General features: G+C 63.4%; 22 protein-coding genes. 16 read left to right on the top strand and 6 right to left on the bottom strand.

Annotated features, from left to right (window positions below; all coding sequences use genetic code 11):
• Genes H6P80_RS15850 through H6P80_RS15865 form a run of 4 tightly spaced genes read left to right on the top strand, consistent with a single transcriptional unit; the run spans position 1 to position 2,427 of the window.
• On the top strand, positions 1-561 hold the full coding sequence (locus tag H6P80_RS15850) for a cytochrome c oxidase assembly protein (RefSeq protein WP_235973972.1): 561 nt from the start codon (positions 1-3) through the stop codon (positions 559-561).
• Between the two features lie 39 nt (positions 562-600).
• Positions 601-1,422 carry a cytochrome c oxidase subunit 3 gene (locus H6P80_RS15855; protein WP_185802386.1) on the top strand — a complete coding sequence of 274 codons (822 nt, stop codon included), beginning with the start codon at positions 601-603 and terminating at the stop codon, positions 1,420-1,422.
• A gap of 58 nt (positions 1,423-1,480) precedes the next feature.
• Positions 1,481-1,858 (top strand): DUF983 domain-containing protein, encoded by a 378-nt coding sequence (locus H6P80_RS15860; protein ID WP_185802387.1) that lies wholly within the window; start codon positions 1,481-1,483, stop codon positions 1,856-1,858.
• Positions 1,855-2,427 carry an SURF1 family protein gene (locus tag H6P80_RS15865; RefSeq protein WP_185802388.1) on the top strand — a complete coding sequence of 191 codons (573 nt, stop codon included), beginning with the start codon at positions 1,855-1,857 and terminating at the stop codon, positions 2,425-2,427. Before H6P80_RS15860 ends, H6P80_RS15865 begins: the two co-directional genes overlap by 4 nt.
• 24 nt (positions 2,428-2,451) lie before the next feature.
• Here the strand turns inward: H6P80_RS15865 and H6P80_RS15870 are convergent, their stop codons facing one another.
• Both H6P80_RS15870 and H6P80_RS15875 read right to left on the bottom strand, forming a co-directional pair.
• Positions 2,452-2,847, bottom strand: coding sequence for a VOC family protein (locus tag H6P80_RS15870; RefSeq protein ID WP_185802389.1), 396 nt, complete (start codon positions 2,845-2,847; stop codon positions 2,452-2,454).
• A 17-nt stretch (positions 2,848-2,864) separates the two neighbouring features.
• The gene (locus H6P80_RS15875; protein ID WP_185802390.1) at positions 2,865-3,347 is read right to left on the bottom strand and encodes an SRPBCC family protein; all 483 of its coding nucleotides are present in this window, start codon (positions 3,345-3,347) and stop codon (positions 2,865-2,867) included.
• A gap of 60 nt (positions 3,348-3,407) precedes the next feature.
• Between H6P80_RS15875 and H6P80_RS15880 the strand changes: the two genes are divergently transcribed.
• The 4 genes from H6P80_RS15880 to H6P80_RS15895 are packed head-to-tail and all read left to right on the top strand — an operon-like array spanning position 3,408 to position 6,417.
• Positions 3,408-3,737, top strand: coding sequence for an ArsR/SmtB family transcription factor (locus H6P80_RS15880; protein WP_185802391.1), 330 nt, complete (start codon positions 3,408-3,410; stop codon positions 3,735-3,737).
• A gap of 51 nt (positions 3,738-3,788) precedes the next feature.
• A complete protein-coding gene (thrC, locus tag H6P80_RS15885; protein WP_185802392.1) occupies positions 3,789-5,189 on the top strand; it encodes a threonine synthase in 1,401 nt (466 codons plus the stop codon).
• An 8-nt stretch (positions 5,190-5,197) separates the two neighbouring features.
• Positions 5,198-6,061, top strand: coding sequence for a class I SAM-dependent methyltransferase (locus H6P80_RS15890; protein WP_185802393.1), 864 nt, complete (start codon positions 5,198-5,200; stop codon positions 6,059-6,061).
• A gap of 38 nt (positions 6,062-6,099) precedes the next feature.
• Positions 6,100-6,417: a hypothetical protein gene (locus tag H6P80_RS15895; protein ID WP_185802394.1), complete on the top strand. Its 318-nt coding sequence runs from the start codon at positions 6,100-6,102 to the stop codon at positions 6,415-6,417.
• Positions 6,418-6,426: 9 nt separating this feature from the next.
• On the opposite strand, the gene H6P80_RS15900 is transcribed toward H6P80_RS15895, so the two are convergent.
• Both H6P80_RS15900 and ccmA read right to left on the bottom strand, forming a co-directional pair.
• A complete protein-coding gene (locus tag H6P80_RS15900; protein WP_185802395.1) occupies positions 6,427-7,074 on the bottom strand; it encodes a heme exporter protein CcmB in 648 nt (215 codons plus the stop codon).
• Entirely contained in the window at positions 7,071-7,658 is a 588-nt protein-coding gene (gene ccmA, locus H6P80_RS15905; protein ID WP_185802396.1) for a heme ABC exporter ATP-binding protein CcmA, read from the bottom strand. The genes H6P80_RS15900 and ccmA overlap by 4 nt, the downstream gene beginning before the upstream one ends.
• Positions 7,659-7,912: 254 nt before the next feature.
• On the opposite strand from ccmA, the gene H6P80_RS15910 reads away from it, so the two are divergent.
• Together H6P80_RS15910 and H6P80_RS15915 are read left to right on the top strand one after the other, a co-directional pair.
• The gene (locus H6P80_RS15910; protein WP_185802397.1) at positions 7,913-8,095 is read left to right on the top strand and encodes a helix-turn-helix domain-containing protein; all 183 of its coding nucleotides are present in this window, start codon (positions 7,913-7,915) and stop codon (positions 8,093-8,095) included.
• Between the two features lie 103 nt (positions 8,096-8,198).
• Positions 8,199-9,335, top strand: a complete 1,137-nt coding sequence (locus H6P80_RS15915; RefSeq protein ID WP_185802398.1) for a serine hydrolase domain-containing protein — start codon at positions 8,199-8,201, stop codon at positions 9,333-9,335.
• Here the strand turns inward: H6P80_RS15915 and H6P80_RS15920 are convergent.
• Positions 9,332-9,724: a metallopeptidase family protein gene (locus H6P80_RS15920; protein WP_235973973.1), complete on the bottom strand. Its 393-nt coding sequence runs from the start codon at positions 9,722-9,724 to the stop codon at positions 9,332-9,334. The two genes, H6P80_RS15915 and H6P80_RS15920, sit on opposite strands and share 4 nt — an antisense overlap.
• A gap of 73 nt (positions 9,725-9,797) precedes the next feature.
• Here H6P80_RS15920 and H6P80_RS15925 point away from each other — a divergent pair, with 73 nt between their 5' ends.
• Positions 9,798-10,085, top strand: coding sequence for a 4a-hydroxytetrahydrobiopterin dehydratase (locus H6P80_RS15925; RefSeq protein WP_185802400.1), 288 nt, complete (start codon positions 9,798-9,800; stop codon positions 10,083-10,085).
• A gap of 80 nt (positions 10,086-10,165) precedes the next feature.
• Entirely contained in the window at positions 10,166-11,524 is a 1,359-nt protein-coding gene (locus H6P80_RS15930; RefSeq protein ID WP_185802401.1) for an APC family permease, read from the top strand.
• A 38-nt stretch (positions 11,525-11,562) separates the two neighbouring features.
• Here H6P80_RS15930 and H6P80_RS15935 read toward each other — a convergent pair whose 3' ends face one another.
• Positions 11,563-12,363 (bottom strand): SDR family oxidoreductase, encoded by an 801-nt coding sequence (locus H6P80_RS15935; protein WP_185802402.1) that lies wholly within the window; start codon positions 12,361-12,363, stop codon positions 11,563-11,565.
• A gap of 150 nt (positions 12,364-12,513) precedes the next feature.
• On the opposite strand from H6P80_RS15935, the gene H6P80_RS15940 reads away from it, so the two are divergent.
• The 4 genes from H6P80_RS15940 (at position 12,514) to H6P80_RS15955 (ending at position 17,305) form a co-directional block, all read left to right on the top strand.
• Complete coding sequence (locus H6P80_RS15940; protein WP_185802403.1) at positions 12,514-13,290, top strand: ATP-binding cassette domain-containing protein; 777 nt, start codon at positions 12,514-12,516, stop codon at positions 13,288-13,290.
• Positions 13,287-14,840, top strand: a complete 1,554-nt coding sequence (locus tag H6P80_RS15945) for an ABC transporter permease/substrate-binding protein (RefSeq protein ID WP_185802404.1) — start codon at positions 13,287-13,289, stop codon at positions 14,838-14,840. Before H6P80_RS15940 ends, H6P80_RS15945 begins: the two co-directional genes overlap by 4 nt.
• Positions 14,841-14,945: 105 nt before the next feature.
• Complete coding sequence (locus H6P80_RS15950; RefSeq protein ID WP_185802405.1) at positions 14,946-15,785, top strand: p-hydroxycinnamoyl CoA hydratase/lyase; 840 nt, start codon at positions 14,946-14,948, stop codon at positions 15,783-15,785.
• A 5-nt stretch (positions 15,786-15,790) separates the two neighbouring features.
• Positions 15,791-17,305, top strand: coding sequence for an AMP-binding protein (locus H6P80_RS15955; protein WP_185802406.1), 1,515 nt, complete (start codon positions 15,791-15,793; stop codon positions 17,303-17,305).
• Positions 17,306-17,313 lie beyond the last annotated feature (8 nt).

Here is a 17,313-nt window from a genome sequence, read left to right on the forward strand (position 1 = left end):
ATGACCGATTCTCGGCTGACGACGAAGAACCGGCGCAGCGCGTTCGCGGCCGCGATGCTGGTGGCGGGCATGGTAGCCCTCGGTTTCGCTTCGGTGCCGCTCTACCGCATCTTTTGCCAGGTTACCGGCTATGGCGGTACGACCCAGCGCGCCGAGGCGATAGCGGCCAATATCGTGCCCACCGGCCGCGTGATCACGGTCCGCTTCGATTCCAACGTGTCGCGCGAACTGCCCTGGAATTTCGTGCCGGAACGCCATACCGACCGGGTCGCGATCGGCGCGCGCGAAATGGCCTTTTATCGCGCCGAAAACCTGTCGAACCATGCGATTACCGGATCTGCCAGCTTCAACGTGACGCCGCTCGCGGCGGGCCAGTATTTCACCAAGATCCAGTGCTTCTGTTTTACGCAGCAAACGTTGCAGCCGGGCGAGAATGTCCGCATGCCGGTGACCTATTATGTCGATCCGGCGATCCTCGAAGATCCCGATGTCGGCGATGTCGAGGAAATCACCCTTTCCTACACCTTCTACCCCGTGGACGAACCATCGTCCGATGGCTAGAGACCTGATTCGAACGCTTCAACAAGGGAATTGAGCGCAATGGCTGGAGCCGCCCCGCAACACGACTATCATCTGGTGAACCCCAGCATCTGGCCGCTGGTCGGCGCCTTTTCGGCGCTCGCCATGGCGGCGGGCGCGATCATGTGGATGCACGAAGCGGCCTATGGCGGCTGGCTTTTCTTCGCCGGGCTGATCGGCGTGCTTTTCACGATGTTCAGCTGGTGGAGCGATGTGATCCGCGAAGCCCATGCTGGCGATCACAAGCCGGTGGTGCAGCTGCACATGCGCTACGGCATGATCCTGTTCATTGCCTCGGAAGTGATGTTCTTCGTCGGCTGGTTCTGGGCATTTTTCGATGCCTCGCTCTTTCCGCGCGCCTTTGGCGATGCCACGGCCGCGACCTGGCCGCCCGAGGGCGTCCATGTCTTCAATCCGTTCAGCTTCCCGCTGCTCAACACGCTGATCCTGCTCTGCTCGGGCACCACGGTTACCTGGGCGCACCATTCGCTGCTCAACGGCGATCGGCAGGGCCTGAAAACCGGCCTGTGGCTGACGATCCTGCTCGGAATCCTGTTCAGCTGCATCCAGGCCTATGAATATGCGCATGCCGCGTTCGATTTCTCGGGCAATATCTACGGCGCGACCTTCTTCATGGCGACAGGCTTTCACGGCTTCCACGTCATCGTCGGCACGATTTTCCTGATCGTGTGCCTGATCCGCGCCTATCAGGGGGATTTCACGCCGAAGCAGCATTTCGGCTTCGAAGCGGCCGCCTGGTACTGGCATTTTGTCGACGTCGTGTGGCTGTTCCTCTTCGTATCGATCTATGTCTGGGGCGGCGCCGGAGCCGAAATCCACTAGGATTTGCGTCGATGATCCCGTCACGCCAGCGTGCGCCGGAATGACACAGGATCGACCGATGGACCAAGTGACGCCTCTGGCGACCGGGTTGACGGGCGCCTGCCCCCGGTGCGGCGCCAGAACGCTGTTTGCGGCGCCGACACGGTTCGCCGACAGCTGCGGCGCCTGCGGGCTTGCCTATTCGAGTTTCAACGTCGGCGATGGCCCTGCGGCTTTTCTGACACTTGTCATCGGCGCGCTGGTGGTGGTTCTGGCGCTTACGGTCGAGCTCAGCCTGGGGCCGCCCTTCTGGGTTCATATCCTGCTCTGGGTGCCGTTTACGGTGGCGGCTGTCGTCTTTGGCCTGCGCATCGGCAAGGGGATGCTGCTCGCGCTGGAATATCGCAACGCCGCGCGCGAAGGCCGGATCGCTGCGCACGACGATAGCGAGGAATGAGACTCCCGTTCATCCCAACGATCATCGTCGTTGCCGCGATGGCGACGATGATCGGACTTGGCGTCTGGCAGCTCCAGCGCAAGGCGGAGAAGGAGGCATTGCTCGTCCAATATGGCGCAGCGGCGGAAATGCTGCCGGTCGCCTGGCCCGAAACGCCGGACACCGCCTATCTCTATCGGCGCGCCACCGGCTATTGCCTCGCGCCCGTCAGTTGGCGCGCGATTGCCGGGCAGAATATCGAGGGCGAGGCCGGCTGGCGGCATATCGCCTCCTGCCGCACGGGCGGCGGCGAAGGGCCGGGGATGCAGGCGGTGATGGGCTGGTCGCAGAATTTCGACGATCCGGAGGGCTGGGAAGGCGGCGAAGTGACCGGCACGATCACGCTCGATCCCGAATATGGCCTGCGGCTCGTGTCCGACGAGCCGGTCGCGGGGCTCGAGCCGGTCGCGCGGCCAACGCCGGAGGAGATTCCCAATAACCATCTGCTCTATGCGATCCAGTGGTTCTTCTTCGCTGCGGCGGCCGGCATCGTCTACCTCTTGGCGCTCAGACGGCGATTGCGCGCCTGAGTGCGCCCGGCGAGCGTTCCGGCGCTATGCGAGGTTGAGTTGCCAGGGCACGCCGAAACGGTCTGCGACCCATGCGTAGAGCCGCGAGAAGCCGTAATTGCCCGTCGGCATCATCACCTTTCCGTCGTGCGATAGCGTCTCGCTCAATCCGCGCAGCTCCTCCTCGCTCGAGCATTCGACGAAAAAGGATTGGGAGGGTGTGAAAGTGAAACCGTGTACCGGCGGGCTGTCGAAGACGCGGATTTGCTGTCCGGCAACACTGAAGACCGCCATCTTGACCGCGCTCGGCGGCATTCGCTCGCCCTCGCCATACTGTTCGATCGCTTCGAGCTTCGCGCCGGCGAAGGTCGCCAGATAGAAATCGAGCGCCGCCTTGGCCTCGCCGGTAAACATCAGGAACGGGATGCAGCTTTTCGGCATGATGCGCCCTTCTGCTTCTATTTGTACATGCCCTCGCGCAGGTTGAGGCCGTGTTCGACCCAGGCCTTGAGCGCGCAGAGCATCTGCGCCCAGCCCTGGCAGTTGCCATAAGAGGCGTCGAGCGCGCCCTGGTTCTCGCGCCAGCCTTCCTCCTTGATCTCCAACAGCGTGCGGCCGTCATCGAGGGCGGTGAAGCTCATCGTTACCGTCGTCTTGTAGTCGACCTCCTTCATGTCGCCGCCATCGAGATTGGGCGCTTCGCCCTCGGTCGCCTGCCATTGCAGCACGATCTTTTCGTTCTTCACGACCTCGACGACGTCGACCGGGAAGGCGCCGGGGTAGTCGTGGAAATCCCAGGTAACCGTCGCGCCGGTTTCGATCCGGCCCTTGGCGCCGCCCGTGGTGAAATAATGGGACAGCTTGTCGGGATCGGCGACCGCCTCGAATACCTCGTCGACCGGAGCGGCGATCCGCGCCGCCACCCTGAACTTCAGATCCATCGCATCCTCCCAGGGGACATTCGGCTTGAGTCGCGCCTATTTATGTTATAAATATATAACATGTCAATCTCGGACCACTTCGATACGATTTTCAAGGCGCTGGCTGCGCCCGTGCGACGGCAGATCCTAGACGATCTGCGCGATCAGCCGCTGACGACGGGTTCCCTATGCGCGCATTTTCCGGAGCTCGACCGCTGTACGGTGATGCAGCATATCAAGGTTCTGGAGGAGGCCGATCTCGTCCTTCCCGTGCGCAAGGGGCGCGAGCGCTGGAATCATCTGAACCCGCTGCCGATCCATGAAATCCATGAACGCTGGATCGGCCCCCATGCTGCGCTGGCCGTCGGCAAGTTGGCGACGCTCAAGGCCGATCTCGAAAGACAAAGCTGAACCGCGGCAGTCCTTGCCCCTCGCCGCGCACACGGCTAACCCCCGCCGGTCATGCGATACATCAGCACAAGAGGCAGCGCCCGGGCGCTCGATTTCGAAGGCGCGACCCTTGCGGGGCTGGCGTCGGACGGCGGGCTTTACGTGCCCGAGCGCTGGCCCGAATTTTCGCGCGATCAGATCGCTGCCATGGAAGGGCTGTCCTATGCCGAAACGGCGGTGCACGTGCTGCGTCCCTTTGTTGGCGATGCGTTGTCGGAAGAGGATCTGCGCGGGCTTTGCGAGGCTGCCTATGGCCGCTTTTCCCATGCCGCCGTCACGCCGCTGAAACAGCTCGATCATCGCCACTGGCTGCTCGAGCTGTTCCATGGTCCGACCCTAGCGTTCAAGGACGTCGCGCTCCAGCTGCTCGGACTGCTATTCGAGAAGTTCCTTGCGCAGCACGATACGCATTTGACGGTGATTGGCGCGACATCGGGCGATACCGGATCGGCGGCGATCGACGCGCTCGCCGGACGCGAAAAGGTCGACATCTTCATGCTCCACCCCAAGGGGCGGGTTTCCGAGGTCCAGCGCCGCCAGATGACGACCGTGCTCGCCCCCAACGTCCACAATATCGCGATCGAGGGCAATTTCGACGATGCCCAGCGGCTCGTGAAATCGATATTCGGCGATGCACAGTTCGCCGATCGCTTTCATCTTTCGGCGGTCAATTCTATCAACTGGGCGCGACTGGCGGCGCAGATCGTCTATTATTTCTATGCGGCCGTGCGCCTCGGCGCGCCGCATCGGCCGGTCGCCTTTTCGGTGCCGACGGGGAATTTCGGCGATGTATTCGCCGGCTATGCGGCGGCCAAAATGGGGCTGCCGGTCGCCAAACTGATCGTCGCGACCAACGTCAACGACATCCTCCACCGTGCGCTTTCCGAAGGCGATTATTCGGTCGGCGAGCTGGTGCCGACGGCCGCGCCCTCAATGGATATCCAGGTCAGTTCCAATTTCGAACGACTGCTGTTCGATCTTTACGATCGCGATGGCGACCAGATGGCGTCGCTGATGCGGCAATTCGATGCCGAGCGGCATATCGCGATTCCCGAAGCGACGCGTGACAAGATCGGCGCGCTTTTCACCTCCACCCGGATCGATGCCGACGCGATGGCGCTCGCCATGCGCAAGGCGGCCGAACATGCCGGCGAGATCATCGACCCGCACACCGCGATCGGCTTTGCCGCGGCGATGGAAACACAGCTTGATCCCCATATTCCGGTGGTCACCCTGGCGACCGCCCATCCGGCCAAGTTCCGCGAGGCCGTGGAGCGGGCGACCGGTCAGCGCCCGCTGCTCCCGCAACGCGTCGCCGGGCTGTTCGAGCGCGAGGAACGCTATGAGACGCTGCCCGCCGAGCTGCAGGCGATCGAGGGCTTCGTCGCCGAGCGGGCGCAGGCCCGCGCCTGAGCCGCGCCGTGACGCTCGATACCCTTATCGCCGAGCCCTGGGCCGATTACGGGCTCGTCGATTCCGGCCATGGCCGCAAGCTGGAACGCTATGGGCGGTTTCGGTTTATCCGTCCCGAACCGCAAGCCATGTGGGCGCCGGCTTCTGGCGACTGGAAGGCCGATGGCGAGTTCATTCCCGCATCCGATGACGATGGCGGCGGCCGCTGGCATCTCGACCGCAACGTGCCGGAAGAGGGCTGGCCGCTTGGCTGGGAAGATGTGAAATTCCAGGCGCAATGCACGCCCTTCCGTCATTTGGCTTTCTTCCCCGATATGGCGTCGCACTGGAGCTGGATGCGGGACCGTATCAGCGAAGGCAGCGAGGCGCTGAACCTGTTCGGCTATACCGGCGTCGGCAGCCTCGCGCTGGCGGCCAAGGGCGCCAAAGTCACCCATGTCGATGCGTCGAAAAAGTCGGTGGAGGCGGGCAAGGCCAATGCCGCGCTTTCGGGGATGAGCGACAAGCCGATCCGCTGGCTGGTCGACGATGCGGCCAAATTCGCGGCGCGCGAGGTGCGGCGCGAACGGCGCTATGACGGGATTATGCTCGATCCGCCAAAGTACGGCCGCGGCCCGAACCGGGAAATCTGGCATCTGGAGGAGGGGCTTCCGGGCCTGATCGCCGATTGCGCCAAGCTGTTGGACGACAAGAGCCGCTTCCTCGTGCTCACGGTTTATGCGGTGCGGATGTCGGCGCTCGCGATCGGCGAACTCGTCCGCCAGCAGCTTGGCGATCTTGGCGGTACGGTCAGCTGCGGCGAGATGGCAGTGCGCGAGGAAGCGCGCGGATTGGCGCTGCCGACCGCGATCTTCGCGCGCTGGGAGCGCTAGGACTCCACAAAAGCGCGTGTTCCGTTCATGGTTAACCGATGGTTATCCGAGTCGTTTTCGCCGCGAGCCTTGCCCTTTGTGCCGCCCCGTCGCTGGCCGAGCAGGCGCTGCCCTATGACACCACCGGTCTTGGCGGCGCAGCGGCGCCCGAGCCGCGCCTCGTCTATCGGCTCGGCGCGATCACAGGCGAACATGTTACCGGCCCGTCCTCGCTCGAATATGCGGGGCTCGCCCGGCTGATCAGCGCGACCAGTTTCACCGCGAGCGATGGCTGGCGGCTCGGTTACGATCTCGATCCGCTGCTCTATGTCATCGTCGCCGATGCGGGCGGAAGGCCCGCTGCCGCCGCGCCCTAGACAAGGTTATCAATCGCGCAGCGCGCGGATCGCTGCGCCCGCCGCGAACGGCCCGGCCGCCAGCAGCACCAGCGCCGAAGCCGCGAGCAGATAGAAGCCGCCATTCTGGATCGGATCGAGAGCGCCCGCGCCGAAGATCAGCACTGGCACCGCCAGCGGCAGCATCAACAGGCCGGCGAGCGCGCTGCCGCCGCGCAGGCCCGCGACCAGCGCGCTCACCGTCACTGCCAGCGAAGCTAGGCCCAGCGTGCCGAGCGCCAGCCCCGCTTCCAGCCGCCCGAGCATCTCCGGCGCCACGCCCAGCAGCGCAGATGCAGGCAGCGCGGCGAGCATCAGCGGCGGGCCGAAGCCCAGCCAGTGCGCGCCGATTTTGGCGACGGCCACCGCCTCCTCGCTGATTCCACGCACGGCATATTGATCGAGCACACCCGCTTCGGCATCGGGCGCGACCAGCCGGTCGATAGGGAGCAATGCGGCGAGCAGCGCCGCCGTCCACAACACGCCGCCGCCGACCCGGTCCAGGATCGTCGGATCGGGTCCGATGGCGAAGGGAAAGAGCGTGGCGACGAGCAGGAAGAAGATCACCGGCATCAGCCAGCCCCCGCCCGCAAAGGCGCGCCTCAGATCACGCGCCGCTATGGAAAGGAGAGCGCTCACGCCGCCCCACCGATCGCGATTTCGACCGCGCCGTCCATCGCGAGCGGCTGATGGGTCGCGGCGACGACGATACCGCCCGCCGCCCGGTGCGCCGCGATTGCCGCTTCGAGCCGCGCTTGCGCGTCCCGGTCCAGCCCGTTGCCAGGCTCGTCGAGCAGCCAGATTGCCGCCGGCCCGGCGATGGTGCGGGCGAGAGTCGCGCGTTTCAGCTGGCCTGCCGACAGCATCCGCACCGGAACTTCGGCAAGCTTTGTAAGCGCCATCGCGTCTAGCCCGCGCGCGATATCTCCAGCGCCGCCGCCGTCGATCCGCGCCCAATAGGCCAGCGCCTTCGCCAGCGCGACATCCCGGTCGAGCGCCGGTTCCATGCCGGCAAAAGCGATCGCGCCCTGATGCGTCACGCTGCCTGCGCCCGGCGTGAGCAGCCCGGCGATCAGCCGCAGCAGGCTCGTCTTGCCCGCTCCGTTCGGGCCTGTCGCCACCGCCGCGTCGCCTGCGTCCAAAGACAGATCGACGCCCTTGAACAGCACGCGCCCGCCGCGAATGCAGCCAAGGCCGTCGAGGATCAACGAAGACGCAGTCATGCAAGGCGCTTAGGGCGGGAAGGGGCGCAGGTGCAAGCCACGCCTTTGACGAGGAATGCGTCTCTCTCAAGGCAAGGAGAAAGCAAATGTCGAATACCGACCTCTTCGCTTCTCTCCTTGGGGTTTCCGGGTTGGCTGTCAGCGTTGCCGCGCTGGTAGTCAGCCTCTCCCGGAAGCCCTAGGTAGAGGGGTGGCCGGTTCCGAAAGGTTCCGGTCACTCCCCACCATTATGCGATGGAAAAGGTTATCGTGCAATGACCGGAGAAGAATTTACCGCCTGGCTGGCTCACATGAAACTGAGCAAGATCGCCGCCGCCGACCTGTTGGGGATCGGGCGCAATACCGTTGCTCACTATGAAAAAAAGGGCGCTCCGGCCTATATCGGCTATGCCTGCGCTGCCATCGCTTTTGGCCTGCCGAAATGGTCCGGGGTCTAGGCGTATTTCTAGTTATGGTTGCGCGAAATTGGATTGGTGCGCAATTGTCAAACGGAGGCGCTCTCCCCTTGTCGTCCGGCAATATTCAGGGGAGAACCGGGAAATGACCATCCTGCGCAAAGCCTTGGGCCTCGCGGCGGCGCTGATACTGTCGCTGACGCCCGCCCAAGGTGAGCCGATGGCGGCTCCCCATCCCGCCGCGCGCCAGGCACTTGCCGAAACGATGGCCGCCGATCATGTCCCGGCCTATGCCGTTGCCGTCTATCGCGGCGAGGACCTAGTCTGGAACGAGGCCTTCGGAACTGCCGATATCGAGAATGATCTTCCGGCGACCCCCGTCACTCTGTTCCGCACGGGCAGCATCGCCAAGCTGTTCACCGCGACCGTCGCCGCGCGCATGGCCGAGGCCGGGATCGTCGATCTCGACCGGCCTATCCGCGACTATCTTCCCGAATGGCCCGAGCGCCATCCGCCGATCACCCTGCGGCAATTGCTCGGCCATCTTGCCGGTATCCGCCATTACATCCCGCGCGACCGGGATTTCAGCCAGCCGGGTAGCGTGATCGATTTGCGGCCCTATGCCGACCGGGCCTCGATCCTCGCCGTCTTCGCGGGAGATGACCTACTCTCGGCACCTGGCCTCGAATATCACTACTCGACCTTCGGCTATGCCTTGGCGGGGCTCGTTCTCGAGGCCGCGGGCGGCAGTGACTATATCGACCTTCTGGAAAGCCATGTGCTGGAGCCGGGCGCGATCACCGGGGTCAAGCTCGATCATATGTTCGCGATCGTTCCGGGCCGCGCGGCGCCCTATGACGCCGTCGAGGACTATGCCGGCTATCTGCCGCAATCCATGGGGCCGGTCGTCAATTCGCTGCCGCTCAATTCGGCATACAAGGTCGCGGCGGGCGGGCTGGTTGCCGATGCCGAATCCGTCGCCTGGTTCGGCAAGCTGCATTTCGCGCCGGGCTTTCTCGGTGAGGATATGTTTCGCCAGATGATGACATCCCAGCGTAACGCGGCGGGGGAAGAAACGGGAACGGGGCTAGGTTGGCGCATCGTGACCGATGAAGCCGGGCGCACGCTCTATTATCATACCGGCTCGCAACAGGGTTCGCGCGCTTATCTCGGCGTATATCCCGAGCAAAGGCTGTCGATTGCGATCATGACCAACTTGGGTAGCCGTCCTGAGAACATTGCGGCCCTTGGCCGGGCCGTGGCGGCCGACTTTCTCGATTAATCCGGCTGGTCCTCCAGCGCGTGCATATCGGCATCCGACAGGCCGAAATGATGGCCGACCTCGTGGATCAGCACATGATGGACAAGCTGGTTCACGCTGATCCCGCGATCCTGCGCCTCGGCAAGGATCGGCTGGCGATAGAGATGGATAACGTCCGGGAGTGTGCCCGAATCCGATACGCTTTTGTCCCCGATCGGGCGGCCCGTATAGAGGCCCGAAAGTTCCATCGGATGGCTGAGGCCCACGGCTTTCAGCGAATCCGCGTCCGCATAGTCTTCGACGCGGATCACGACATTGCCCATTTCGGCGAGGAACTCCTGCGGTAGCGTATCGAGCGACCGCCGCGCCATCGCTTCCATCGTCTCGACGCTCGGCATCTGCCAGGCCATGGTTTCTCCATCGGGCATAATCGGGCAGATAGGGACCGAAACCGCCCAAGAAAAGGCTTAGGAGACGGGATAGATGATCGAGAAACTGAGCGATGAAGCGCGGAGCGCGGCCCTGTCGGGGCTTCCCGATTGGACGCATGATGCGGAGCGGGACGCGATTACGCGGCAATTCCGCTTCGCCGATTTCAGCGAGGCCTTCGCGTTCATGACGCGGGCGGCGCTGCTCGCGGAAAAGATGGATCACCATCCCGAATGGTTCAACGTCTACAACAAGGTCGAGGTGACCCTGATCACGCATGATTGCGACGGACTTTCCGAGCGCGACGTGGCAATGGCGAAGGCAATGGACGGGTTCGCGTAGTTTTCGCGCTGCAATAACAAATGCTTGTGTGATCACCGGATTAGCCTACCCCGGTCTCGGTTCAAAAGCCGGGGGGCTCCATGACACTGACAACGGACAGGCCGGCGGGCCATCTTCAAAAGACGCTCGGTTTCGCTTTTGCGATGGCGATCGGTATCGGCACGGTAATCGGTGCGGGCATTTTGCGCACGCCGGGTCCCGTTGCCGATCTGATCCCTTCGCTCTGGCTTATCCTCGGTCTGTGGGGGTTGGGCGGTGTCCATGCGTTGCTCGGTGCGAATGTGGCATCCGAACTGATTACCACAGTCCCCAAGGCCGGGGGCGCATATGTGCCGGTTCGCGCGGCTTTTGGCGAATCGATGGGCCTCTTGATCGGCTGGACCGACTGGCTGGCATTTGTCGCCGGCTGTGCTGCACTTTCGGTTGTGTGCGCCAACTTTCTTGCGTTGCTGGTGCCGACGCTGGCTATCCATACAGCCTGGGTCGCAACCGGTTTTGCGCTCAGCCTGACGGTTCTCAACTGGATCGGGGTGAAGGAAGGCGCCATCGCCCAAACGCTCGGCAGCACTTTCAAATTCCTGTTCATGAGCCTCATTATCGGGGTTATTTTCTTTGTGACGCCCGATGGCTCGGCCAGCACAGCGGTGGAAGCGACAGGGCCGACCGTTGGCGAGGTTGCTGCCCCGATTGGCTTTTTCGCCATGATCGTCGCCTACCAGATGGTCTACGGTGCCTATGCGGGCTGGTACGGATCGATCTATTTCGTCGAGGAAGATCCCAAGGCGCTATCCAACATTCCCAAGGCGATGGTGCTGACTATCCTGGCGATAACGCTCGTCTATGTGGCCCTTAATGCCAGCCTGTTGAAGGCGCTGCCGATAGACATGCTGCGGACGTCGGACCTGCCGATCGCGTTGGCGCTTGAGCAGATATTCGGCGTGATGGGCGGCAAGATTGTCGCGGCCATCGCGCTGGTGCTCGCCTCGACTTGTCTCAACGCCAACATTATGACCACGCCGCGCATCCTTTACGGCCTCGGGCGCGACGGCCTGTTTCTGCCGATCGCGACGCGGGTCAACAAGGGCGGGACGCCCGATGTCGCGCTCGGGCTGAGCGCTGCGCTGATGGTTGCGCTGATCTTTTCAGGTGGTTTCGAATTCCTGTTCCTGCTGATGGGCGCGTTGGCGATTTTCATCTTTGTTGCCTATGACGCATCGCTGTTTGCGCTGCGTATCCGCCAGCCCGATCTGCCGCGTCCATTTCGCGCCATTGGCTATCCCTGGCTGCCCGGCCTTGTTTTGCTACTTGATACCAGCTTGCTGATCGCGTTTCTGGCCGCCGATCCATGGAGCGGGCTCTACATGCTGGTGCTGATCGCGCTGTGTATCCCCGTCGGCCATCATCTGGCCAAACAACGCAAACTGGCGCTCGCCGCCTAGGCAAAGGCCGTCGGCAGGGCGATGGCGGTGCACACCGGCTATTTGATGCTCTCGCGCTGCCGCGCCAAACCCATATTGCGGCGTAGCTTGTTCGGCATCCAACGCGCGGCGAAGGCGAGGCGCTTGGCAGTCTTGCCGACGGTCGTGTGGATCTTCTCGCCATGTACGGCCTCCCAGGCACCCTGGGCGACTTCCTGTACCGGCGTGATCTCCAGCCCCGCCGCCTGTACAGTTTCGCGGGTCGAGGCGTTGCTCCCCGTTACCGGCCCATCGAGCAGCGGCGTGTCGATAAAGCTCGGCATCAGCGCGCGCGAGCGGATGCCATGGTCGCGGAACTCGATATCGAGCCCTTCGGTGAGCGCGCGGACGGCGAATTTGGTGCCCGAATAGACGACCAGTCCCGCCGATCCATAGATCCCGGCCGCCGAGCTGGTGTTGAGGATACAGCTATCCGGTGTGTCGCGCAGCATCGGGAAGGCGGCGCGGATACCGTTGACGACGCCGGTGAAGTTGATCGCGATCACCCGGTCGATATCCGCGTCGCTCATTTCTTCGAGCGGCCCACCGACGCCGATCCCGGCATTGTTGAAAAGGACGTCCATCGTGCCGCCGGTTTTCGTGGCGAAGGCGGCCAGCGCCTCCTTCCATTGCTGCCGGTCCGTCACGTCGAGATGGTGGATCGAGAACTGTCCCTCGGCCAAGCCTTTCGCGGTTTCCGCCATGCCGGCATCGTTGACGTCGGCCAGCCCGACAAACCAGCCGCGTTCCCCGAAATAATGCGCGACGGCGCGGCCGATCCCCGATGCGCCGCCGGTGATGAATATCGATTTGCCTGCCATGGGCGTCCCCCTCGTGCGATTTTTTCTGTTATCGGCTTTCCATAGACCGACCCGGACGGTCGCGCCAATCCCGTTGCAATCCACTACGCAAGGACGCGGATCGTGCAGGGCGGTTGACCGCGTCCTTCCGCGCCGCGATGCTCGCCGGCTATGGCAGCAGGGTCAGGTCCGTCCGTCCGTTTCGAGGGTCTAGCGAAGAGCTTTGACGGCGGCACGACCCATGCGGTCGCGCCGCTCGATCTCGATATTGCGGGCGGGACTTTCGTCGCGCTGGTCGGCGAAAGCGGGTCGGGCAAGTCGACCTTGCTGAAGACGATCAACCGGCTGGTCGATCCGAGCGCGGGCAGGGTGCTGCTGGGCGACGTCCCGGTCGGGGATCGCGACCCTGCCGACCTGCGCCGCCATATCGGCTATGTATTTCAGAATATCGGGTTATTCCCGCATATAACGGTCGCTGAGAATATCGGCATCATTCCCCGCCTGACAGGGGACGAAAGCGTCGCCCAGACCGCAGACCTGCTCGATCTCGTCGGCCTTTCTCCGGATATGGCCGATCGCCTGCCGGCCGAACTTTCCGGCGGCCAGCAGCAGCGCGTCGGCGTCGCCCGCGCGCTCGCCGGCGAGCCGGGGCTGATGCTGATGGACGAACCGTTCGGCGCGCTCGATCCGGTGACCCGGGACCAGCTCGGCGACAGCTATCGCGAACTCCATGATCGGCTCGGCCTCACCACGATCATGGTCACGCATGACATGGCCGAGGCGTTGCTGCTCGCCGATCGCATCCTGGTGATGCATGAAGGCGAGGTTGTTGCCGATGGCACGCCTCAGGCCCTGCTTGCTGGGGAGGGCGGCGAGACGGCGGACGCGCTGATCGCGGTTCCCAAGCGCCAGATCGCGCGGCTCCGCACGCTGGAGGGCGGCATATGACGGGCCGCTTTGTAGACGCCCTGGCGCAGGCTCCGCCGCTGCTCGCCGATCATGTGCTGCTCTCGGCCGCGGCGCTGGTGCTGGGGTTGGCGGTGGCGCTGCCGCTCGCCGTTGGCGCTTCGCGCAGTCCGGGGTTGCGGCGGGTCGCACTTGGCGCGGCAAGCTTCGTCCAGACGATACCGGGGCTGGCGCTGCTGGCGCTTTTCTATCCGCTTCTGCTCGCGCTCAACGGCTTGCTGGAGCCGGTCGGTGCGGCGGTTCCGGCGCTCGGCTTCCTGCCGGCCTTGCTGGCGCTCGGTCTCTATGCCGTGCTTCCGATTCTCCGCAATGCCGTAACCGGCCTGACAGGCATCGATCCGGCGATCATCGAGGCGGCCGATGGCGTCGGCATGACGCCGCGCCAGAAGCTCCGGCTGGTCGAAGCGCCGCTCGCCGCCCCCGTCGTCATGGCGGGTATCCGCACGGCAGCGGTGTGGACGATCGGCGCGGCGACGCTTTCAACTACCGTTGGCCAGCCGAGCCTTGGCGATATGATCTTTGCCGGGCTGCAGACGCAGAATTGGGCGTTGGTGCTCGCGGGCTGCCTTGCTGCTGCGGGACTTGCGCTTGCCGCCGATGCGCTGCTCGGCTTGATCGAGGCGGGCATTGCGGACCGCCGCCGCTGGAAGGTCTGGGCCGGGCTGGTGGCTTTGCTTGCCGGCGTCCTGCTCGCCCTTTCGCCGATCCTTTTTTCCGGCGCGCGCGGCGACGTCGTCACCGTCGGCGCCAAGGGATTCAGCGAGCAATATATCCTCGCCCGGATGATCGGCGGGCGGCTGCAGGCAGCCGGCTATGAAGTCCGTTATCGCGACGGGCTGGGGTCGACCGTAGCATTTGCGGCGCTGACTCGCGGCGATATCGACGTCTATGTCGACTATACCGGAACGCTCTGGACCAACGCCATGCGCCGCGAGGACAATCCCCCGCGCGACGAGATGCTGGACGAACTCGGCGCGTGGATCGATGCGAGCTATGGCGCGCAGGTGATGGGCCGGCTCGGTTTCGAGAACACCTATGCCTTTGCCGTGACCCAGGAAACGGCGCGGCGTTATGGCCTTGAAACCATCGACGAACTTGCCGGCGTTGCGCCCGATTTCACCATGGGCACCGATATCGAGTTCCTCAACCGCCCGGAATGGACGAGCATCCGCGATGCCTATGGGCTTGCATTCGCCTCGACCCAATCCTTCCAGCCGACCTTCATGTACCGCGCGGTGGAAAGCGGGCGGGCCGACGTCATCACCGCCTTTTCTTCCGATGGCCGGATCGCGGCGAGCAATCTTTTTGTACTTGGCGATCCGCGCGGCGCCATTCCCAACTATGATGCAGTGCTGCTGGTCGCGCCGGGTCGCGCGGGAGACCGGCGTTTTCGCGGCGCTCTCCAGCCGCTGATCGATGCGATTCCGGTCGAAGCGATGCGTGAGGCGAATTTCATGGTCGACCGCGATGCCGACAAGGCGACGCCCGCCGAGGCGGCGCGGTGGCTGGAATCGCGGATCGCGGCACACTGAAAATATAAAAGGCCATGAGAGAAAAGACGTCAGGCGACTTGATTGCTATGAAACAAAACAATATCGTCTTCCACCAACAAGGCGAAGACGATTAGGGGATGATGAATGGCTGAAGGTCGTACTGAAGAAGATACCGTAGCTTTCGAGGTGAAAGACGGCATCGCCTGGGTACAGTTCAATCGGCCCGAAAAGCGTAACTGCATGAATCCAAGGCTCAATCGGCAGATGCTGCGCGTGTTGGACGAACTGGAGTTTCGGGACGATGTTTCCGTGCTGGTGCTGACCGGCGAAGGCGAAGCCTGGTCGGCCGGCATGGATCTCAAGGAATATTTCCGCGAAAATGAAGAAAAGGGTCTCCGCGCGATCCGCACGGCGCAGCGCGAAGCCTATAGCTGGTGGGAACGTCTTCGCTGGTTCGAGAAGCCGACGATCGCGATGATCAACGGCTGGTGTTTCGGCGGCGCTTACGGCCCGCTCTTTGCCTGCGATCTGGCTTTCGCTGCCGAAAGCGCGCAGTTCGGCCTTTCAGAGATCAACTGGGGCATCCTGCCCGGCGGCGGGGCTTCGAAGGTGGCTTCCGAGTTGCTCAATTTCCGCAACGCCATGTATCATGCGATGATGGGCGAAAATCTCAGCGGTATCCAGGCGGCGGAACAGGGGCTCGTGAACGAGGCACTGCCCGCGGCGGCGCTCGAGGATCGCGTGATCGAGGTGTGCAAAACGCTACAGGAAAAAGACGCCACCGCATTGCGCGCGACCAAATGGGCGGTGCGGCGGATGCGCGAAATGACCTATGATAATGCCGAGGATTATCTGATCCGCGCGCAGGAAGCCGCCAACAGCTTTGGCTGGGACGCGCGCAAGGAAGCGACGAAACAATTCATCGACGAAAAGACCTTCAAGCCGGGTCTCGGCACGTTCGACAAGAGCAAGGTGAAGGCCTGACATAGATGAACACGGAACCCGTCGCCGATTTCCTGGCGCATTATGCCAAGTGGCGGCCCAAATATCCGGCATCGATAGACGCGGTTACGGGGGTAAGGACAAGCTATGCCGAGCTTGAAGACCGCGTGCGCTGCGTCGTCGGCCTGCTCGTCGCCGATTTCGGGATTGCCGAGGGGGACCGGGTCGCGATGCTCGCGACCAACCGGCTGGATATCGTCGTGCTGCATTTCGCCTGTTCGCGGATCGGCGCGATCTTCGTGCCGCTCAACTGGCGGCTGAGCCAAGGGGAAATCGCGAACCAGCTGGAGGATTCCGATCCCAAATTGCTGATCGGCGACGACCAGATCGACAAATTCTCCGCCGATGCTTTGCGAGGCATCGAGACGGTCGGATTCGCGGACCTCGCCAAACGCATCGACGCGGCGGAGCCCGTGGCCATGCTGGGCCGCGATGCGGACCTGCCGGTGCTGATGCTTTTCACCTCGGGAACGTCGGGACGCCCTAAGGGCGCGCTCCTTTCCGAACGAAACCTGACGACCAGCGGCCTCAACTTCATTGCCGTGGGCGGGGTCGGCCCGGATAGTGCCTTCCTGTGCGATGCGCCGATGTTCCATGTGCTGGGGCTCGTTTCCAACATCCGCCCGCCGCTGATCCTCGGCGGGACGATGGTGATGTCGCCGGGCTTCAACCCGCCCGATACGATGGCACGCTTCGCCAATCCCGATCTCGGCATCACCCATTATTTCTGCGTGCCGCAAATGGCCGAGATGATGCGCAATCACGAGGCGTTCGATCCGGAAAAATTTCGCGGGCTTGCCGCACTCTTCACCGGCGGCGCGCCGCATCCGGCGGGCAAGATCCGCGAATGGATTGCCGACGGGATCGCGATCGGCAACGGCTATGGGATGACGGAAACCGGCGCCGCGATGGGTATGCCGCTCGACCTGGAACTCGAAACCGAAAAGATCGAATCCTCCGGCCTTCCCGGCCCCTTCATGGAGATCGGTATCGCGGGCGCAGACGGAGCATTGCTGCCGACCGGCGAAGTCGGCGAAATTTGGATGCGCGGCCCGGGAGTCACGACCGGTTATTGGCGGCGGCCCGAGGCGAACGCGGAAAGCTTTACCGAAGATGGCTGGTTCAAGTCCGGCGATCTCGGCTATCGCGACGAAGACGGCTTTTTCTATCTCGTCGACCGCAAGAAGGACATGTTCATATCGGGCGGCGAAAATGTCTATCCGGCCGAGGTGGAGGCAGCACTGCTCGCCCATAGCTCGATTTCCGAAGCCGCCGTTATCGGTGTTGCCGACGAAAAATGGGGCGAAGTCGGTCACGCGGCGCTGGTGCTGCGGCGCGGAGCCAGCGAGAGCGATTTCGATCTCGCGGCCCATTGCAGCCCGCGGCTCGCCCGGTACAAGATCCCGAAATATGTTACATTCCTGCCCGAATTGCCGCGCGCGGGATCGGGCAAGCTTCAGAAAAAGGGGCTGAAGGATATTCTGGAAAAGCGGGGCAGCTAGCCCGCGAA

Origin of the sequence: Parasphingopyxis marina, assembly GCF_014237875.1 — a bacterium.
Classification (GTDB): domain Bacteria; phylum Pseudomonadota; class Alphaproteobacteria; order Sphingomonadales; family Sphingomonadaceae; genus Parasphingopyxis; species Parasphingopyxis marina.

Bases quoted from the DNA above. Each gene is read 5' to 3' on its own strand.
- H6P80_RS15920 (WP_235973973.1), bottom strand. From the start codon at position 9,724: ATGGCCTGGCAGATGCCGAGCGTCGAGACGATGGAAGCGATGGCGCGG.
- H6P80_RS15950 (WP_185802405.1), top strand. From the start codon at position 14,946: ATGGCTGAAGGTCGTACTGAAGAAGATACCGTAGCTTTCGAGGTGAAA.
- H6P80_RS15870 (WP_185802389.1), bottom strand. From the start codon at position 2,847: ATGCCGAAAAGCTGCATCCCGTTCCTGATGTTTACCGGCGAGGCCAAG.
- H6P80_RS15930 (WP_185802401.1), top strand. From the start codon at position 10,166: ATGACACTGACAACGGACAGGCCGGCGGGCCATCTTCAAAAGACGCTC.
- H6P80_RS15860 (WP_185802387.1), top strand. From the start codon at position 1,481: ATGGACCAAGTGACGCCTCTGGCGACCGGGTTGACGGGCGCCTGCCCC.
- H6P80_RS15910 (WP_185802397.1), top strand. From the start codon at position 7,913: ATGACCGGAGAAGAATTTACCGCCTGGCTGGCTCACATGAAACTGAGC.
- ccmA (WP_185802396.1), bottom strand. From the start codon at position 7,658: ATGACTGCGTCTTCGTTGATCCTCGACGGCCTTGGCTGCATTCGCGGC.
- H6P80_RS15865 (WP_185802388.1), top strand. From the start codon at position 1,855: ATGAGACTCCCGTTCATCCCAACGATCATCGTCGTTGCCGCGATGGCG.
- H6P80_RS15945 (WP_185802404.1), top strand. From the start codon at position 13,287: ATGACGGGCCGCTTTGTAGACGCCCTGGCGCAGGCTCCGCCGCTGCTC.
- H6P80_RS15880 (WP_185802391.1), top strand. From the start codon at position 3,408: ATGTCAATCTCGGACCACTTCGATACGATTTTCAAGGCGCTGGCTGCG.
- H6P80_RS15935 (WP_185802402.1), bottom strand. From the start codon at position 12,363: ATGGCAGGCAAATCGATATTCATCACCGGCGGCGCATCGGGGATCGGC.
- thrC (WP_185802392.1), top strand. From the start codon at position 3,789: ATGCGATACATCAGCACAAGAGGCAGCGCCCGGGCGCTCGATTTCGAA.
- H6P80_RS15925 (WP_185802400.1), top strand. From the start codon at position 9,798: ATGATCGAGAAACTGAGCGATGAAGCGCGGAGCGCGGCCCTGTCGGGG.
- H6P80_RS15855 (WP_185802386.1), top strand. From the start codon at position 601: ATGGCTGGAGCCGCCCCGCAACACGACTATCATCTGGTGAACCCCAGC.
- H6P80_RS15940 (WP_185802403.1), top strand. From the start codon at position 12,514: ATGGCAGCAGGGTCAGGTCCGTCCGTCCGTTTCGAGGGTCTAGCGAAG.
- H6P80_RS15875 (WP_185802390.1), bottom strand. From the start codon at position 3,347: ATGGATCTGAAGTTCAGGGTGGCGGCGCGGATCGCCGCTCCGGTCGAC.
- H6P80_RS15915 (WP_185802398.1), top strand. From the start codon at position 8,199: ATGACCATCCTGCGCAAAGCCTTGGGCCTCGCGGCGGCGCTGATACTG.
- H6P80_RS15895 (WP_185802394.1), top strand. From the start codon at position 6,100: ATGGTTATCCGAGTCGTTTTCGCCGCGAGCCTTGCCCTTTGTGCCGCC.
- H6P80_RS15955 (WP_185802406.1), top strand. From the start codon at position 15,791: ATGAACACGGAACCCGTCGCCGATTTCCTGGCGCATTATGCCAAGTGG.
- H6P80_RS15850 (WP_235973972.1), top strand. From the start codon at position 1: ATGACCGATTCTCGGCTGACGACGAAGAACCGGCGCAGCGCGTTCGCG.